Consider the following 15,686-nt stretch of genomic DNA (forward strand, 5'->3'; position numbering starts at 1 on the left):
ATTATATGATTGTTCTATATATTAATTCGTTATATAATTTTTAAATTGTAAATAAGTATAATTTCTGTTGCCAATTTAAAAAAAGGCTACAACTAAAATCTTTAAAATAAAGACTTTTTTATGTCTAGGGAAATTAAATTTGTTTAAGATTCTAATATGAAGAGGTGAATTATGAAATTTTTAGATAAAACATTTATACCACAACAAAAAGTGAGTCATATAATAATAGATGATAGAATACCTAAAGATATAGAATATGAATTAAAAAATAGAAATATAGAAATAATAAAGACATACGGATGTGAAGAATTGTATGAAGCAGTTAAATACCATGCAGATATGCAAATGTGTTATTTAGGAAAAGGAGACATAGTAGTAGCTCCAAATTTATATGAACAATATAAAAATATATTGAGTGGATATGGATTTAACATAATTAAAGGAACCAATTATATCAAAAATAAATATCCTTATAATATAAGTTATAATGTAGCCTTGTTTGGAGACTATGCAATACACAACTTTGAATACACAGATGAAAATATAATTAAATATATAAATGATAACAACATTAAAAAAATAAATGTTAAACAAGGATATTCTAAATGTTGTATATGTATTGTAGATGAGAATTCCATAATAACATCTGACGCAGGTATATATAAAGAAGTTTTAAAATATAATAAGATAGACTGCTTATTAATAAAAACAGGAAGCATAGATTTATTTGATATGAACTATGGTTTTATTGGAGGTGTTAGTGGTCTTTTATCCTACGATGAATTAGCGTTTTTGGGCGATATAAAAAAACATCCAGATTACAATAAAATAAAAGAATTTGTTAATAAAAGAGGTAAGAATATAATATCATTGGGAACTAATAAGCTTATAGACCTAGGTTCTATAATTCCTGTTATGACTAGAAAGGAGTGACTTTGATGGAACACATATGTTTAGGTATAAGTAATGATTATAAAGAATTGGCAAATGTAATCAAATTAAATAAAAATGTAAGTCAACTAAAGGGATTAATTGAAATAGATATACCTGTTGATGAAGATAAACAACAAACAAAATTATTAATATGTTCACAATTAACTAACTTTATTATAAATACAGTTAAAAATAAAGTTTTAAAAGAAGTTGTAAATACAAGCTATAGAAATACATATTTATCTGAAGTGGATAATATATATAAATGTTCTTTAGGATTGTTTAATAGTAAGGAAAAGGAGATAAAACAAATTTTATTTAACAGAATGTATACGTATCTTTCAGATAACGATTATTTAAATATAAATGGATTTATAAAATTTAGGTTGAGAGATTTTATGGATTATGTATTAGAATTAAAGGATAGAGGTTTTGAGGAATATTTAATTGAAAAAGACTATAATGAGTTTATAAATTTATTGAAATATTTTGTTGATGTACAAGAAGAAAAAATAGATATTTTAAAATTATATATAGAAAAAGATGGGACATTTAAATTATATGATAAGCATGATAGAAACTTAGAGGAAAACTATATAGAAGATATATTCAATATAGCGTTAAAACAAAATATGAATGAAGAGGATTTTTTAATAAGTGCATTGATAACATTGTGTCCAAAACAAATATATATTCAAGATAACTTAGAGAACAATGTGTCAAAAGAGATCATAGAAACTATAAATGCAATATTTGAAGGAAGGGTTACGATTGGATATAGAGCTTAATGCTCTATTTTTTTGTCTTTAATTGACATTTTAAGGTTGTAAATATAAACTAATTGTAGAGTTTATAAAAAAATAGATGTTATACTATTAACAAAACTTATATTGATATATAACAGAGGCCTTTAGGGCTCGTTAGCGACATGAGATATGCGATAGACTGAAGTGATTTTTAAAAATTTTTTTGGAGATGGTTTAATGAATGATATATTAAATTTTTCAAATGTGAACTGTAAGAACTGTTATAAATGTATAAGAGAATGTCCTGTTAAAGCTATAAAAATAGAAAATGACAAGGCATATATTGTAGAGGAATTGTGTATTGGTTGTGGGAAATGCTTTAAAGCATGTCCTCAGGATTCAAAAAAAATGATGTCTGATTTAGGACAAGTAAAAGAGTACATAAAACTTGGATATAAAGTTGTAGCAAGTGTAGCACCTTCTTCAGTAGCAGATTTAGAAAATATGAATTATAAAAAATTCATAGGAGCTCTTAAAAAAATAGGATTTTATAAAGTAGAAGAAACTATAGTTGGTGCAAAAATTGTGACGGAAGAATATGAAAATTATATAAAAAATAATAAACAAAAGATATATATATCATCTTGCTGTCCTACTATAAATTACTTAATAACTAAATATCATGAAAAAGTAGTTAAATATTTAATGCCTATAGATTCTCCTATGATAGCCCATGGTAAATATCTAAAAAAAATATATGGAGAAGATATAAAGGTGGTTTTTATAGGTCCTTGTATATCTAAAAAATATGAATCTTTAGATGATGATAGTTTTGAAGTGATTGACAAGGTTATAAGTATACAAGAGTGTATAAGCTTGATAAACAATATAGATATAAAGAATATAGAGGAAAATGAATTTGATAATAAACCTTTAGGCGATATATCTTTATTTCCTGTAGAAGAAGGAATGATTTTTAATATGGGAAATATAGATAAAATAAAAGTTTCGGGGATGGATAATGTTAAAAATTTGATTAATAGCATAGAGAATAATGAACTTACTAATGTGTTTATAGAACTTAATTCATGCATGGGATCATGTGTAGGTGGAATAGGATTTAAGCATGATAGAGGGATACATTATAGAAAAAACAAGGTAAAACAATACACTCAGGGGAGAACTTTGGATGAAGAGTATTTGAATGATATAAGAGGTGTGTTTGAAAATTTAAGTTTAGAAAAAGAATTTAAGAGCTATGGTATAAAATTCGATGATCCAACTGAATATGAGATAAGAGAGATATTAGTTTCTATAGGTAAAAAAACAGTTAAAGATGAACTAAATTGTGGTGCTTGTGGATATGATACTTGCAAAGATAAGGCTATAGCTGTATACAGAAATTTAGCTCAAAGGCATATGTGTATGGGATATATGAAAGACAGAGTTGAAGCTGTAAGTAATGTCATATTTGAAGCTACGCCGAATTATATAGTAATAGTAAGTCATGACTTTAGAATAATGGATATAAATAATTCCATGGCAAATGTAATAAAAAAATCCAAAGAAGAATTAATTGGGGAGTACATAGGGGATTATATAGATATTAAGCACTTTATAGATGTTTTATACAATAAAAACGATATTATATCTAAAAAATTAAAATGGAAAGAGTATAATAAGGATCTTCAGGGAAGTATAGTTTCATTAAATGAGCATAGGGCTTTACTTGGAATATACATAGATATAACTAAAGAAGAAAATCAAAGAAAAAGGATAAAAGAGGTTAAGTTAAATACAATAAATACAGCTCAAGATGTAATCAATAAGCAAATGAGAGTAGCCCAAGAAATAGCTTCTTTGATGGGAGAAACTACTGCAGAAACTAAGGTTATATTGACTAAATTAAAAGAATTAGCTATGAAGGGAGAGGAGGAAGATTAAACAATATTTTGTGGATATAGCATCTGTAAGTTTAAATAAAGATAAAGAAGAGCTGTGTGGTGATAAAGTAGAAATAGAAAAATTGGATACAGGATGTATAGCGGTATTATCAGATGGATTAGGATCTGGAGTAAAAGCCAATATATTGGCTACACTTACATCTAAAATAGCTGTGACTATGATGAAAAATGGACTTAGCATAGAAGAGGTTGTAGATACAATAATCAATACATTGCCAACTTGTAAGGTTAGACATCTGGCTTACTCTACCTTTACGATAATATATATATCTAATGTCGGCGAATGTTATATAGCTAGATTTGATAATCCTGAGGTTCTTATTAAAAGAAATGGAAAGATTGATATAATTGAAGGCGAAGAGGTTATAATATCAGGTAGAAGAGTTAGAGAATCTAAGTTTAATTTACAGAAAGACGATATAATAGTCTCTTTTAGTGATGGGGTATTAAATGCTGGAAGCGGAAAAATTTTAAATTTAGGCTGGGATTTAAAAAGCGTATCTGAATACATTCAAACGATTCCGTATAACGTATCTTCATTGAGTTTAATCAAAAAAGTAATTGGAATATGTGATGATTTATATCTTCAAAAACCTGGAGATGATACTACTGTACTTTCGATAAAAGTAATGGAAAATAAACATGTAACATTATTTACTGGACCACCACTAGATGCTGAATATGATAAAATAATAGTTCAAAACCTTATTAAAAGCAAAGGTAAAAAAATAGTTTGCGGAGGAAGTGCAGCTAAAATAGTTGCAAGAGAGTTAGGTACTGATTTTGAGATGGATATGAAAAATATAAAAGGAGATATACCTCCTGCTGGATATATAAAAAATATTGATTTAGTTACTGAAGGTGTGTTAACCTTAAAAAAAGTACTTGAAGTACTTGATGATTATAAGAATAATAAGTATGATATAGATGATATATTTAAAGACGATAAAGATCAAAATGCAGCATATAAAATACTCAAAATATTGATCGACGAATGTACTCATATTGATTTTTTACTTGGAAGAAGTGTTAATTCAGCTTATGAAGATTTTGGTTTTCCTGAGGATTTGGCAACTAAAATTGAAATTGTAGAAAATATAAAAGATAAATTAATTGAACTGGGTAAAATAGTTAATGTATTTTATTACTAAGGAGGAAACAAATGACAATTATGATGAAGATACTATTTTTAGGATCAATAGGAGCTGTTATAGGTTGGGTAACTAATATACTTGCCATAAAGTTAATATTTAGACCTATAAAACCTGTAAATATACCTATTATAAACTTAAAAATAGAGGGACTTATACCAAAAAGAAGAAAAGAAATAGCAAAATCTATAGGAGATGTAGTAGAACAGGAACTTATATCTGTAGAAGATATAATAACTAATATGATAAAAGAAGAAGATAAGGAAAACCTTATAAAGGCTGTAAAACTCAAGGCTGATGAGATTATAGAACAAAAGCTTCCTCCATTTATACCTGTAACATTTAAAGGTATGATAAAAGAATATTTGGACAAAATAATTCAAGAAGAAATAGGACAGGTAATAGGAGATTTAAGTGGATATTTAATTCATAAATCAGCAAAAAGAATAAAAATAGGAAAAATGGTAGAAGATAAAATAAATGAATTTGATTTAGAAAAATTAGAAGAAATAATAATAAGTATAGCTAAAAAAGAATTAAAGCATATAGAGGTATTAGGACTTATATTAGGATTTTTTATAGGTATACTTCAAGGTATAATTGTAATTAATTTTTAAAAAAACATTGACAATTTATTTTATGAGATATATAATCATATAAAATCAAATTAATGATAAAGCGATGAATAAGGAAGAGTAGATTATACCCAGTTTCAAGAGAAGAAGTGTCACCGGCTGAGAGCATTTCTAAATATGGATAATTGAAAACTACCTTAGAGTTGAATTGAGTAGTCTTTAGATGAAAAATTTAGGATGATTACCTTATAATCTTCAAGAGGGCTTTTGCCAACTTGGGTGGAACCGCGAGATTATACTCGTCCCAGATTTTATGGGACGAGTTTTTTATATTTAAAATCAAAATAACTGATAAATACAGGAGGGTGAAGATGATGGGTAAAGTAAAGGTTACTTTAAAAGATGGATCAGTAAAAGAATTTGATAAAGGTATATCTATACTAGATGTTGCTAAATCAATAAGCGAAGGGCTTGCAAGAAATATAGTTGCAGGACAGGTAAATGGAGATACTGTTGGAGTTAATTATAAATTAGAAGAAGATTCAGAAATTAACTTATTAAAATTTGATGATGCTGAAGGTAAAGAAGTATTCAGACATACAAGTGCTCATATACTAGCTCAAGCTATAAAAAGATTATACCCTGAAGCAAAGCTTGCTATAGGACCAGCGATAGACAATGGATTCTATTATGACCTAGATTTAGAAGAAAGATTAACTAATGATCATTTAGAAAAAATACAAGCTGAAATGAAGAAAATAGTTAAAGAAGATTTAGCTATAGAAGGTTTTGAACTTTCAAAAGAAGAAGCTATAAAATTAATGAAAGAAAAAAATGAAGATTACAAAGTTGAATTAATAGAAGATCTTCCAGAAGGAGAAGTTCTATCTTTTTACAAGCAAGGAGATTTTGTAGACTTATGTAGAGGGCCACACCTTCCGACTACTAAAAAAGTTAAATCTATAAAGCTATTAAGTGTAGCTGGAGCTTACTGGCGTGGTGATGAAAAAAATAAAATGCTTCAAAGAATATACGGTACTTCATTTGAAAAGAATAAAGACTTAGAAGCATATTTAACAATGCTTGAAGAGGCTAAAAAGAGAGATCATAGAAAACTAGGTAAAGAATTAGGACTGTTTGTAATTCCAGATGAAGGCCCAGGGTTCCCATTATTCTTACCAAGAGGAATGGAACTTAAGAATAAATTATTAGAATACTGGAGAGAAATTCATAGAAAAGATGGGTATGTTGAAATAGAAACTCCTATAATATTAAACCAAGGTTTATGGGAGACTTCAGGACACTGGTATCACTATAAAGAAAATATGTACACAGTTCAAATTGATGAATCAGATTTTGCTATAAAGCCTATGAACTGTCCAGGTGGAATGCTTGCATATAAAACTCAAATGCATTCATACAAAGATTTCCCAATGCGTGTTGCGGAATTAGGAAGAGTTCATAGACATGAATTATCTGGAGCATTACATGGACTTATGAGAGTTAGAGCATTTACTCAAGATGATGCACATATATTCATGCTACCTGAGCAAATAAAAGATGAAATAAAAGGTGTTGCTAAGTTAATAGATGAGGTATATAAGACTTTTGGATTTAAATACCATGTAGAATTATCTACAAGACCAGAAGGATCTATTGGAACTGATGAAGAATGGGAAGTAGCTGAAAATGGATTAAGAGAAGCTTTAGAAGAATTAGGACTTGATTATAAATTAAATGAAGGCGATGGAGCTTTCTACGGACCTAAAATAGACTTCCATTTACAAGATTGTATAGGAAGAACGTGGCAATGTGGAACTATACAGTTAGATATGCAGTTACCTCAAAGATTTGACTTAACTTATGTAGGAAAAGATGGAGAAAAGCATAGACCTATTATGATACACAGAGTTGCATTTGGAAGTATAGAAAGATTCATAGGTATATTAATAGAGCACTTTGCAGGTAAGTTCCCATTATGGTTAGCTCCTGTTCAAGTTAAGGTACTTCCTATATCTGATAAATATATAGATTATGCAAATAAAGTAAAAGAAATCTTATTTGATAAAGGAATTAGAGTAGAAATAGATAATAGAGCAGAAAAAATAGGATACAAAATCAGAGAAGCACAACTTGAGAAAGTTCCTTACATGTTAATTGTAGGAGAAAAGGAACAAGAAAATAATGAAATATCTGTTCGTTCAAGAGATAAAGGAGAAATAGGATCTATATCTGTTGATGAATTTATAGAAAGTATATTAAAAGAACAAAAAGAAAGAACTAATAGCTTATAAAGAAAACGCCGGCTCACATGAGTCGGCATTTTTTTATAAATTAAATTAAATAAAAATAGAAAAAGAAGTAATGAAAACTAGAAAATTACAAAATAACACAAAAATATCCAGTTGTGTGTTATAATTTATATAAAATTCTATATATTTGAAATGGTGGTAAAATGGGACATGTGACTTGGCTGACTATAATATTTGGAAGTATACCGGAGGCATTTTTTATACTGCTAATAGCTGTAACGTCTATAGGATATAAAGTTGATTTTAAAAAAATATTTGTTATGTCTGTTATAGAAGGGATATTTTTTTATTTGTATATGAATTATTTGGCACTACCTGTTGATATACATTCATGGATAGTAACAATTATTTTAATACTGTTAATACATTTTTTTTTCAAAATAGATTTAAAGAGTTGTTTCATAGGAATTACTTTTGCTACTATGATTTCATTCTTAATTCAATATTTAAATTTAATATATATATATATATTAAATTTAAAATATATTAATTTATTAGAAAACGAAATTTTGCGTATATTATTTTTTTATCCCTCTTTGATTTTATTAGGAATAGTAGCTTTTATAATATATAAAAAAAATATAGTATTCTATAAATTTTATATGAATAAAGAAAATATGGATTATATAGTAGATAATAAAGCTATATCTACTATGTTTTTAATATTGAATTTTATAATGATAGTAGTATTTGATATGTATGTTAAAATATTTGAAAATGATATTTTTAGCCTAAAAGAAAAAATAAATTTAATAATAGTAGCTTGCTTGTTTTTGTTACTGTTTTTAGTATTGATGATGATATTCAGGTTTGTAGACAAAAATATAAAAAAACAGTATGAAACTATTTTAATAGAAAAAAGTTTAGAAGATATGAAAAAAAATATAAATATTTTAAAAAAACAAAGACATGATTATTTGAGACATATGCAGATTATATCATCTTTGTTGGATGACGATAAGTTTGATAGTGCTAAAGACTATATAGATAATTTAACAGATTATATAAATAGTGAGGCTAAATACATAGATACTGGGAATACATTTTTAAATGCTGTTATAAGCCTTAAAGAGGAACAATCAAAGCACAGGCAGATAGAATTTAAAACTAATGTAAAAAGCAAAATAATAGAATTGAAAATTCCTAATTTTGAAATCTGTAATATAGTATCTAATGTTATAGATAATGCATTTGATGCACTTGATGAAATTGAACAAAATAATAAATATGTAGAATTAACTATTTATGGAGATGAGTTATGTTATATATTTAAGCTGAAAAATAATGGAGAAAAAATAGAGTTTATAGATAGGGTATTTGAAGAAGGATTTAGCACTAAAAAGGGTAAAGATAGAGGATTTGGACTTTATATAGTAAGACAAACTCTTGAAAAATATAAATCTAGTATATTTGTAGAAAGTGATGAGAAAATAACTGAATTTAGTATTGTAATACCTAAGTATTAATGGAGTGATAAACTGTGGTTGGAAATATATCTAATAAAATATCATTGTATTTTCAAAATCAATTAAATCTTGATGAAGAAAATAGAGAGGTAATAGAGTATGGCTCGTTTGTAGTTATAGGTGGCTGTTTTAAAATTATAATGCTAATAATTTTAGGGTTATTATTTGGAGTTTTGAAGTATGCGCTTATAATATCTACTACATTTGCTTTATTCAGAACCTTTTCCGGAGGAGTACATGCTAATACATATAAGGGGTGTATGATTCTCACGATGACTTTATTTATAGGATCATCTATGATTGTTAAATTGTGTGAAAATAATATTAATTATAGTATTTTGATATTATTTATTGCTTTGATAATAATATATAGTATGTATTCTATTATTAGGTTTGCACCTAAAGATACACCTAATAGAATTATCAGTGATGAAAAGGAAAAGAAAAAGTTTAAAAAAATAACAGTATATTTATTTATATTATATACATGTTTTATGTTTGGATGCTTGCATTACGAGATAGAATATACTTTTGTTTTAGCTGGATTTATAGGAATTTTTATACAAATGATATTATTACATCCTATAGCTTATAGGACTATTAATAGATTTGACAATATTTTAAAAAGGGGGATTTAAAAATGAAAAACTTAAAGAAAATAGCATTAATTTCAGCAAAAAAATACTTAGATAAGGTTGCTGAAAATACATGTAATGCAGCGAGCACACGTGCTTTGTACCAACCAAAAACACCAAAAAAATTACAAAAATAATATAAGACCTGTACATTTAATGTGTACAGGTTTTATATTCTAAAATTATGAAATGGAGATGCTAATATGGGGATAAATGTACTTATATGTGATGATGATAAAATAGTAAGAAATCATATTGTAAAAGTTGCAAGTAAGCTTAAGGGTATAGAGTTTATAAAAACAGCAGAAAATGGATTACAAGCTGTTAAAGAAATTAAAAAAGGTGAATTTGATATTCTTATAATTGATATAGATATGCCTTATAAAAATGGGATAGATGCAGCTAAAGATATATTTAAGATAAATCCAGATGTATATATAATATTTGTTACAGGATTTAGAGAGTATGCACTTGATGCATTTGATGTTTATTCACTTGATTATATAATGAAGCCTTTCAATGAAAAAAGGCTTATAGCAACTTTAGAAAAAGCTGTAAAAGAAATAAATTTAAAGAAAAATGCTATAGAAATTTCTGATAATGAAGAAAAGTTTATATTTAAAAAAGATAGAAATAGATATATAGTTAATCTAAATGATGTATATATGTTTGAGAAAAATGGAAGATTAACTAGGATATATACTTCTGAAATTCAAGAAGATTTTTATGAATCATTTTATGATATAGAAAAAAGATTATCTTCTAATTTTTTTAGATCTCATAAATCATTTATAGTAAATATAAATAAAGTGAATAAGATATTACCATATAATAAAACATCATTTGAAGTTTCTTTTAGAGAGAGCGAATTAAGGGCATTGTTAAGTAAAAAAAATGAAATAAAATTTCTGAATGAATTATATTTATACAAAAAGAAAGTTATATAAATAAGCTATCTTAAAATAGGAGTTAGTTTCTAGAGCTAGATAGCTCTTTTTTTATTATTAAATACATTATATTGTTAGAAATAAATATAGAAGCATATGAAATAAAGTGATGTGATTTAAAAAAACAAAATATTAAGAAAATTACCCTCGAATATACTTTTATAGTTTATATGTATAGTTTTTATAACATAAAAATAGCTGTACGTGCTTGTACTATAGTTTGTAAGAAAATAATCGCTGGTGTAGTATATATAAAAATAAAATATAAGGAGGGAATGGGTTTAACTACTATTATTACATAAAAATTGTTAAAAAGTTTAAATGGGAGGGATTATTAATGAAAAGAAAAATAACTTCAATTGCGTTATCAACAGTGATGACTGGCTCTATGTTATTTACACCAGTAGCTAGTGCTCAGGATGTGACCCCTAATAAAATAGTAGTAAATGAAAATGTTCAGGTACAATCTACTGAAGAGGAAAACTTAATTGATAAAGTTAAGGAAGAGGCTAAAATAATAAAAGAGGAAGCTAATGTAGAAGAAGTAGAGAAAGAAGAAGTGAAGAAAGAGGAAGTTAAGGTAGAAGAAGTAGAGAAAGAAGAAGTGAAGAAAGAGGAAGTTAAGGTAGAAGAAGTAGAGAAAGAAGAAGTGAAGAAAGAGGAAGTTAAGGTAGAAGAAGTAGAGAAAGAAGAAGTGAAGAAAGAGGAAGTTAAGGTAGAAGAAGTAGAGAAAGAGGAAGTTGAGGTAGAAGAAGTAAAGAAAGAGGAAGCTAAGCTAGAAAAAGTACTAAAAAAAGAAGTTAAGTTAGAAGAAAAAAGTGGGTTAGAATTTATTAAGATTAAAAACTCTGGTAAAAAATCTAAAAATTTTAATGGGATTATAGAGTTTTTTGAAGAAAATAAAGAAACTTTTAAAATAGACAATGCTAAAGACGAGTTTGAGATTATAAGTAAAAATACTGACAAATTAGGAAATACTCACATCAAATTGCAGCAGTTATATAAAGGAAACCCTATTTATGGAAAAGAATATATAGTACATTTTGACGAAGAAGGCTCTATATATGCTATTAATGGAAAAATAGATAATGAAATATACAATAAAGTTTCAAAAAGAACTAAAAGATCTTTAGGAATAGATCAAACTATGGCTGTAGAGGCTGCTAAAACAGAAGTGGAAGCAGAAAAATTAATCAATGAACCAGAAGTTAAGAAGTATTTATATGATTTAGAAGGAAGATATATTCCTGTTTATGAGGTAAGGTTAATAGTTGCGGAGCCAGAACTTGCAGATTGGCAGGTTTTTGTTAATGAAAGAACTGGAGATATTATAAGGAAGAGCAATAAATTAGCTACAGCTTCTGTAACTGGATCTGGAATAGGAGTATTAGGAGATGAAAAAGAGATAAATCTTAACTATAATAATGATAACTATGAAATGAAAGATGATGTAAGTTCAGAAACAAGTATAGTAACTTACGATGCAACAAAAGTACCTACTCAATGGGGAGATTACTGGGCATCATTATATTTACCTGGAGATTTGATGGTAGATAGAGACAATAAATTTGATGCAAATAATCAAAAGGCAGCAGTAGATGCACATAAATATGCAAATTATGTATATCATTACTATAAAGATAATTTTGATAGAAATAGTATAGATGATAGAGGTATGGATATTATATCATCAGTTCACTATGGAAAGAGGTATTCTAATGCAGCTTGGGTTGGAACTCAAATGATTTATGGAGATGGAGATGGGGTAGAAGCAGCAGCTTTATCTGGATCTTTAGACGTAGTAGGGCACGAAATAACACATGGGGTTACAGAGCGTACAGCTAATCTTGAGTATCAGGATCAATCAGGAGCTTTAAATGAATCATTTTCAGATGTATTTGGAACTTTAATAGAGTTTGAATATCAACCAGAAAAAGCTGATTATTTATTAGGAGAAGACATTTGGACTCCTAATAATCCGAATGATGCATTAAGAGATATGGCTAATCCAGGAAGTGACAAAGCTTATAGAGCACAACCAGCTCATATGGATGATTATATAAATACTACAGAAGATCATGGTGGTGTTCATACTAATTCAGGTATACCTAATAAAGCAGCATACAATGTAATTCAAAGTATTGGGCATAATAAGACTGGGCAAATATATTATCATGCACTTACTAATTATTTAGTTAAAACATCTAATTTCCATGATGCACGACTTGCATTAATACAATCAGCAAAAGACTTATATGGAGAGGATAGTAATGAATCAAGATCTGTGGCAGAATCATTTGATTCTGTAGGCGTTTATTAAAATATAAAAAAAGAGTCTATACATTATGTATAGACTCTTTTTATTATATCTTTTAGTTCGTCATGAGTTAAAGTTTCATTTTCATAAAGGTGATTAGATACTAGGTGAAGTTCTTCTACATGTTTTTTTAGTAATGCTAGTGTTTGGTCATAACACTCTTTAATTATAGAATTAGATTCATTTTGAATTTTATTTATCATTAGATTCTTGTTATTTCCTTCAATTGTAGCAGAGCCTAATGAACTCATACCGTATTCACAAATCATCTGATCTGTAATAGAACTTACCTTCTTCAAATCATCTTTAGCGCCTGTTGATGTATGGCTGAATATTAATTCTTCAGAAGCTTTTCCAGCCAGTAGGATTTTTATTTTGTTTAGAAGTTCTTCTTTTGTGTGGATGAATCTATCTTCATCTGGAAGCTGAAGAACATAACCTAAAGCTTGGCCTCTAGGAACAATGGATATTTTTTGAATTGGATTTATTCCAACTAGGTTGCTTATAAGAGCATGTCCAGCCTCGTGATAAGATACTATTTTCTTTTCTCTTTCTACTAATTTACTATTCTTACTTTCAAGTCCAGCAAGAATTCTTTCGATTGCATTATCAAAATGTTGTCTATTTATAGTGGATTTATTTTCTCTTACAGCCATTATAGCAGCTTCATTTGCTATATTGGATAAGTGAGCACCACTAAGGCCGTGTGTTTTTTTTGCTAACTCTTCAAGATTTACAGATTCATCTAAAGGTTTATTTTTTGTATGGACTTTTAGAATCTGATGTCTTGTGTGGCAATTTGGGTTTCCTATATATATGTGTCTGTCAAATCTTCCGGGTCTTAGTAAAGCTTCGTCTAATAGATCTAATCTGTTTGTTGCGCCTACGATTATCACGTTGGAGTCCTTATTAAATCCATCCATTTCAACTAGGAGTTGATTTAAAGTTTGATCTTTTTCGTTATTACTCTCTAGATGTCTTTTTGCTCCTATAGCATCTATTTCATCTATAAATATGATGCTTGGAGATTCCTTTCTAGCTTTTTCAAATAGAGTTCTTACTCTTTTTGCACCAACACCCACATACTTCTCTACGAATTCTGAGCCTGTTGTATTAAAAAAAGCTGAATTGGTTTCACCTGCAACAGATGCAGCAAGTAATGTCTTTCCTGTTCCCGGAGGACCATTGAATAAGACACCTTTCGGAATAGTAGCACCCATTTGTTTGTATTTTTCTGGGTTTTTTATAAAATCTACTAATTCAAATAATTCTTCTTTTACTTCTTCAAGACCAGCTACATCTTTAAAAGTAGTTTTGGGTTTTGAAAAACTTCCATCATCTTTGCCAGAATCTTTCTCCATCTTACTATGATTAAAAGTTATTACTGGCATATTGAATTTCTTGAATATTTCTTTAATCATACTCATAAAGCAACACCTCTAAATGTTAGGTTATTTTGTAGTTATTTTTAGTTTCTCCTAAAAGTGTAAGATTATTATTTGTTAATTTTACCATCATTAAAATAAAAAAATATTTAGTCTAAAAGTTTTAAATTAAGGCTTTTGAAGTTCATAAATAAAGCCAAATTATCTTTATAATATATTATTGATATTTAAATTTCATAGTATACAATTAATTTTAAAAAAATGTTGACATATTAAATTTAAAATGATAATATAGTTGATGTTAAATGAAGTAGAAGTTATCCACTTCTCACCTTGCTCTGATTAAAGTTGTAGGGTTAATAACTAGATTTTTAATCTTGGTTATGTTGAGTATATACGGATAGCTTATGCTATCCGTTTTTTTATTTTAAGATAATATAGATAAAATTTTATTTAATATAAATTTTATTATTTTAATATTATTTGGAGGTGTCTAACTATTAAAGAGCTACCAATTAATGAAGAGATAAGAGATAGGGAAGTAAGACTTCTATCTCAAACAGGCGAGCAATTAGGAATTGTTTCGGCTAGAGAAGCACAAATAATGGCTAATGAAGCAAATGTGGATTTGGTTAAAATATCACCAAATGCAAAACCGCCAGTGTGCAAAATCATGGATTATGGTAAGTTTAAATACGAACAGTCTAGAAAAGAAAAAGAATCAAAGAAGAAGCAAAAAACAGTAACTTTAAAAGAAATAAGGTTAAGACCATCAATAGAAGACAATGACTTGAATACTAAAGCTAAGCAAGCTATTAAGTTTTTATCAAAAGGTGATAAGGTTAAAGTGGAGCTTAGATTTAGGGGTAGAGAGATGGGCCACAAAGATGCAGGATTAGTGGTTGTTAACAAGTTTATAGATATTGTTAAAGAGGTTGGAACTCCAATGAATCGCCCTAAATTTGAAGGGAATAGATTGGTTGTGACATTAGATCCTAATAAAAAATAATTACACTTTGAGAGGAGGAAATTAGCATGCCAAAAATGAAAACTCACAGAGGAGCAGCTAAGAGATTCAAAGCTACAGGAAAAGGTAAATTAAAGAGAGCTAAAGCTTACAAGAGCCATATATTAACTAAGAAGAGCGCTAAGACTAAGATGAACCTTAGAAAAGCAGGATTAGTAAGTGATGGAGATCAAAAGAGAATAGCAAGATTATTACCATACGTATAGGATGAATATTTAAACAAAGGAG

14 protein-coding genes and 2 other annotated features are annotated in these 15,686 nt (G+C 27.8%); of the genes, 13 read left to right on the forward strand and 1 reads right to left on the reverse strand.

The genetic code is table 11. The features are described from left to right. Positions 1–171: 171 nt before the first annotated feature. From M2214_RS02925 to M2214_RS02975, 11 genes are all read left to right on the forward strand, one after another. Positions 172–933, forward strand: a complete 762-nt coding sequence (locus M2214_RS02925; RefSeq protein WP_248482647.1) for a DUF6873 family GME fold protein — start codon at positions 172–174, stop codon at positions 931–933. Between the two features lie 5 nt (positions 934–938). Next, complete coding sequence (ytxC, locus tag M2214_RS02930) at positions 939–1,721, forward strand: putative sporulation protein YtxC (protein WP_248482649.1); 783 nt, start codon at positions 939–941, stop codon at positions 1,719–1,721. A 195-nt stretch (positions 1,722–1,916) separates the two neighbouring features. Further along, a complete protein-coding gene (locus tag M2214_RS02935; RefSeq protein WP_248482651.1) occupies positions 1,917–3,623 on the forward strand; it encodes a [Fe-Fe] hydrogenase large subunit C-terminal domain-containing protein in 1,707 nt (568 codons plus the stop codon). 10 nt (positions 3,624–3,633) lie between these two features. Further along, positions 3,634–4,794 carry a SpoIIE family protein phosphatase gene (locus M2214_RS02940; RefSeq protein ID WP_248482653.1) on the forward strand — a complete coding sequence of 387 codons (1,161 nt, stop codon included), beginning with the start codon at positions 3,634–3,636 and terminating at the stop codon, positions 4,792–4,794. Positions 4,795–4,805: 11 nt separating this feature from the next. Further along, on the forward strand, positions 4,806–5,411 hold the full coding sequence (locus M2214_RS02945; RefSeq protein WP_248482655.1) for a DUF445 domain-containing protein: 606 nt from the start codon (positions 4,806–4,808) through the stop codon (positions 5,409–5,411). Positions 5,412–5,466: 55 nt separating this feature from the next. Next, positions 5,467–5,679: a binding site (T-box leader), on the forward strand. A gap of 64 nt (positions 5,680–5,743) precedes the next feature. After that, positions 5,744–7,663, forward strand: coding sequence for a threonine--tRNA ligase (thrS, locus tag M2214_RS02950; protein ID WP_305879807.1), 1,920 nt, complete (start codon positions 5,744–5,746; stop codon positions 7,661–7,663). Positions 7,664–7,824: 161 nt separating this feature from the next. After that, complete coding sequence (locus M2214_RS02955; protein WP_248482659.1) at positions 7,825–9,147, forward strand: sensor histidine kinase; 1,323 nt, start codon at positions 7,825–7,827, stop codon at positions 9,145–9,147. Between the two features lie 14 nt (positions 9,148–9,161). Continuing rightward, positions 9,162–9,785 (forward strand): accessory gene regulator ArgB-like protein, encoded by a 624-nt coding sequence (locus M2214_RS02960; protein ID WP_248482661.1) that lies wholly within the window; start codon positions 9,162–9,164, stop codon positions 9,783–9,785. Between the two features lie 2 nt (positions 9,786–9,787). After that, a complete protein-coding gene (locus M2214_RS02965; RefSeq protein ID WP_248482663.1) occupies positions 9,788–9,919 on the forward strand; it encodes an AgrD family cyclic lactone autoinducer peptide in 132 nt (43 codons plus the stop codon). Between the two features lie 66 nt (positions 9,920–9,985). After that, positions 9,986–10,729: a LytR/AlgR family response regulator transcription factor gene (locus M2214_RS02970; RefSeq protein WP_248482665.1), complete on the forward strand. Its 744-nt coding sequence runs from the start codon at positions 9,986–9,988 to the stop codon at positions 10,727–10,729. Between the two features lie 337 nt (positions 10,730–11,066). Continuing rightward, on the forward strand, positions 11,067–13,049 hold the full coding sequence (locus M2214_RS02975) for a M4 family metallopeptidase (RefSeq protein WP_248482667.1): 1,983 nt from the start codon (positions 11,067–11,069) through the stop codon (positions 13,047–13,049). Between the two features lie 23 nt (positions 13,050–13,072). On the opposite strand, the gene M2214_RS02980 is transcribed toward M2214_RS02975, so the two are convergent. Then, positions 13,073–14,467: an ATP-dependent metallopeptidase FtsH/Yme1/Tma family protein gene (locus tag M2214_RS02980; RefSeq protein WP_330651542.1), complete on the reverse strand. Its 1,395-nt coding sequence runs from the start codon at positions 14,465–14,467 to the stop codon at positions 13,073–13,075. A gap of 266 nt (positions 14,468–14,733) precedes the next feature. After that, positions 14,734–14,863, forward strand: a sequence feature (ribosomal protein L20 leader region). Positions 14,864–14,945: 82 nt separating this feature from the next. Here M2214_RS02980 and infC point away from each other — a divergent pair. Continuing rightward, positions 14,946–15,440 (forward strand): translation initiation factor IF-3, encoded by a 495-nt coding sequence (gene infC, locus M2214_RS02985; protein WP_330651580.1) that lies wholly within the window; start codon positions 14,946–14,948, stop codon positions 15,438–15,440. A 26-nt stretch (positions 15,441–15,466) separates the two neighbouring features. Next, positions 15,467–15,664, forward strand: coding sequence for a 50S ribosomal protein L35 (gene rpmI, locus M2214_RS02990; RefSeq protein WP_248482670.1), 198 nt, complete (start codon positions 15,467–15,469; stop codon positions 15,662–15,664). The last annotated feature ends 22 nt before the right edge of the window (positions 15,665–15,686 follow it).

The organism is Tepidibacter aestuarii (assembly GCF_934924865.1).
GTDB lineage: Bacteria > Bacillota > Clostridia > Peptostreptococcales > Peptostreptococcaceae > Tepidibacter_A > Tepidibacter_A aestuarii.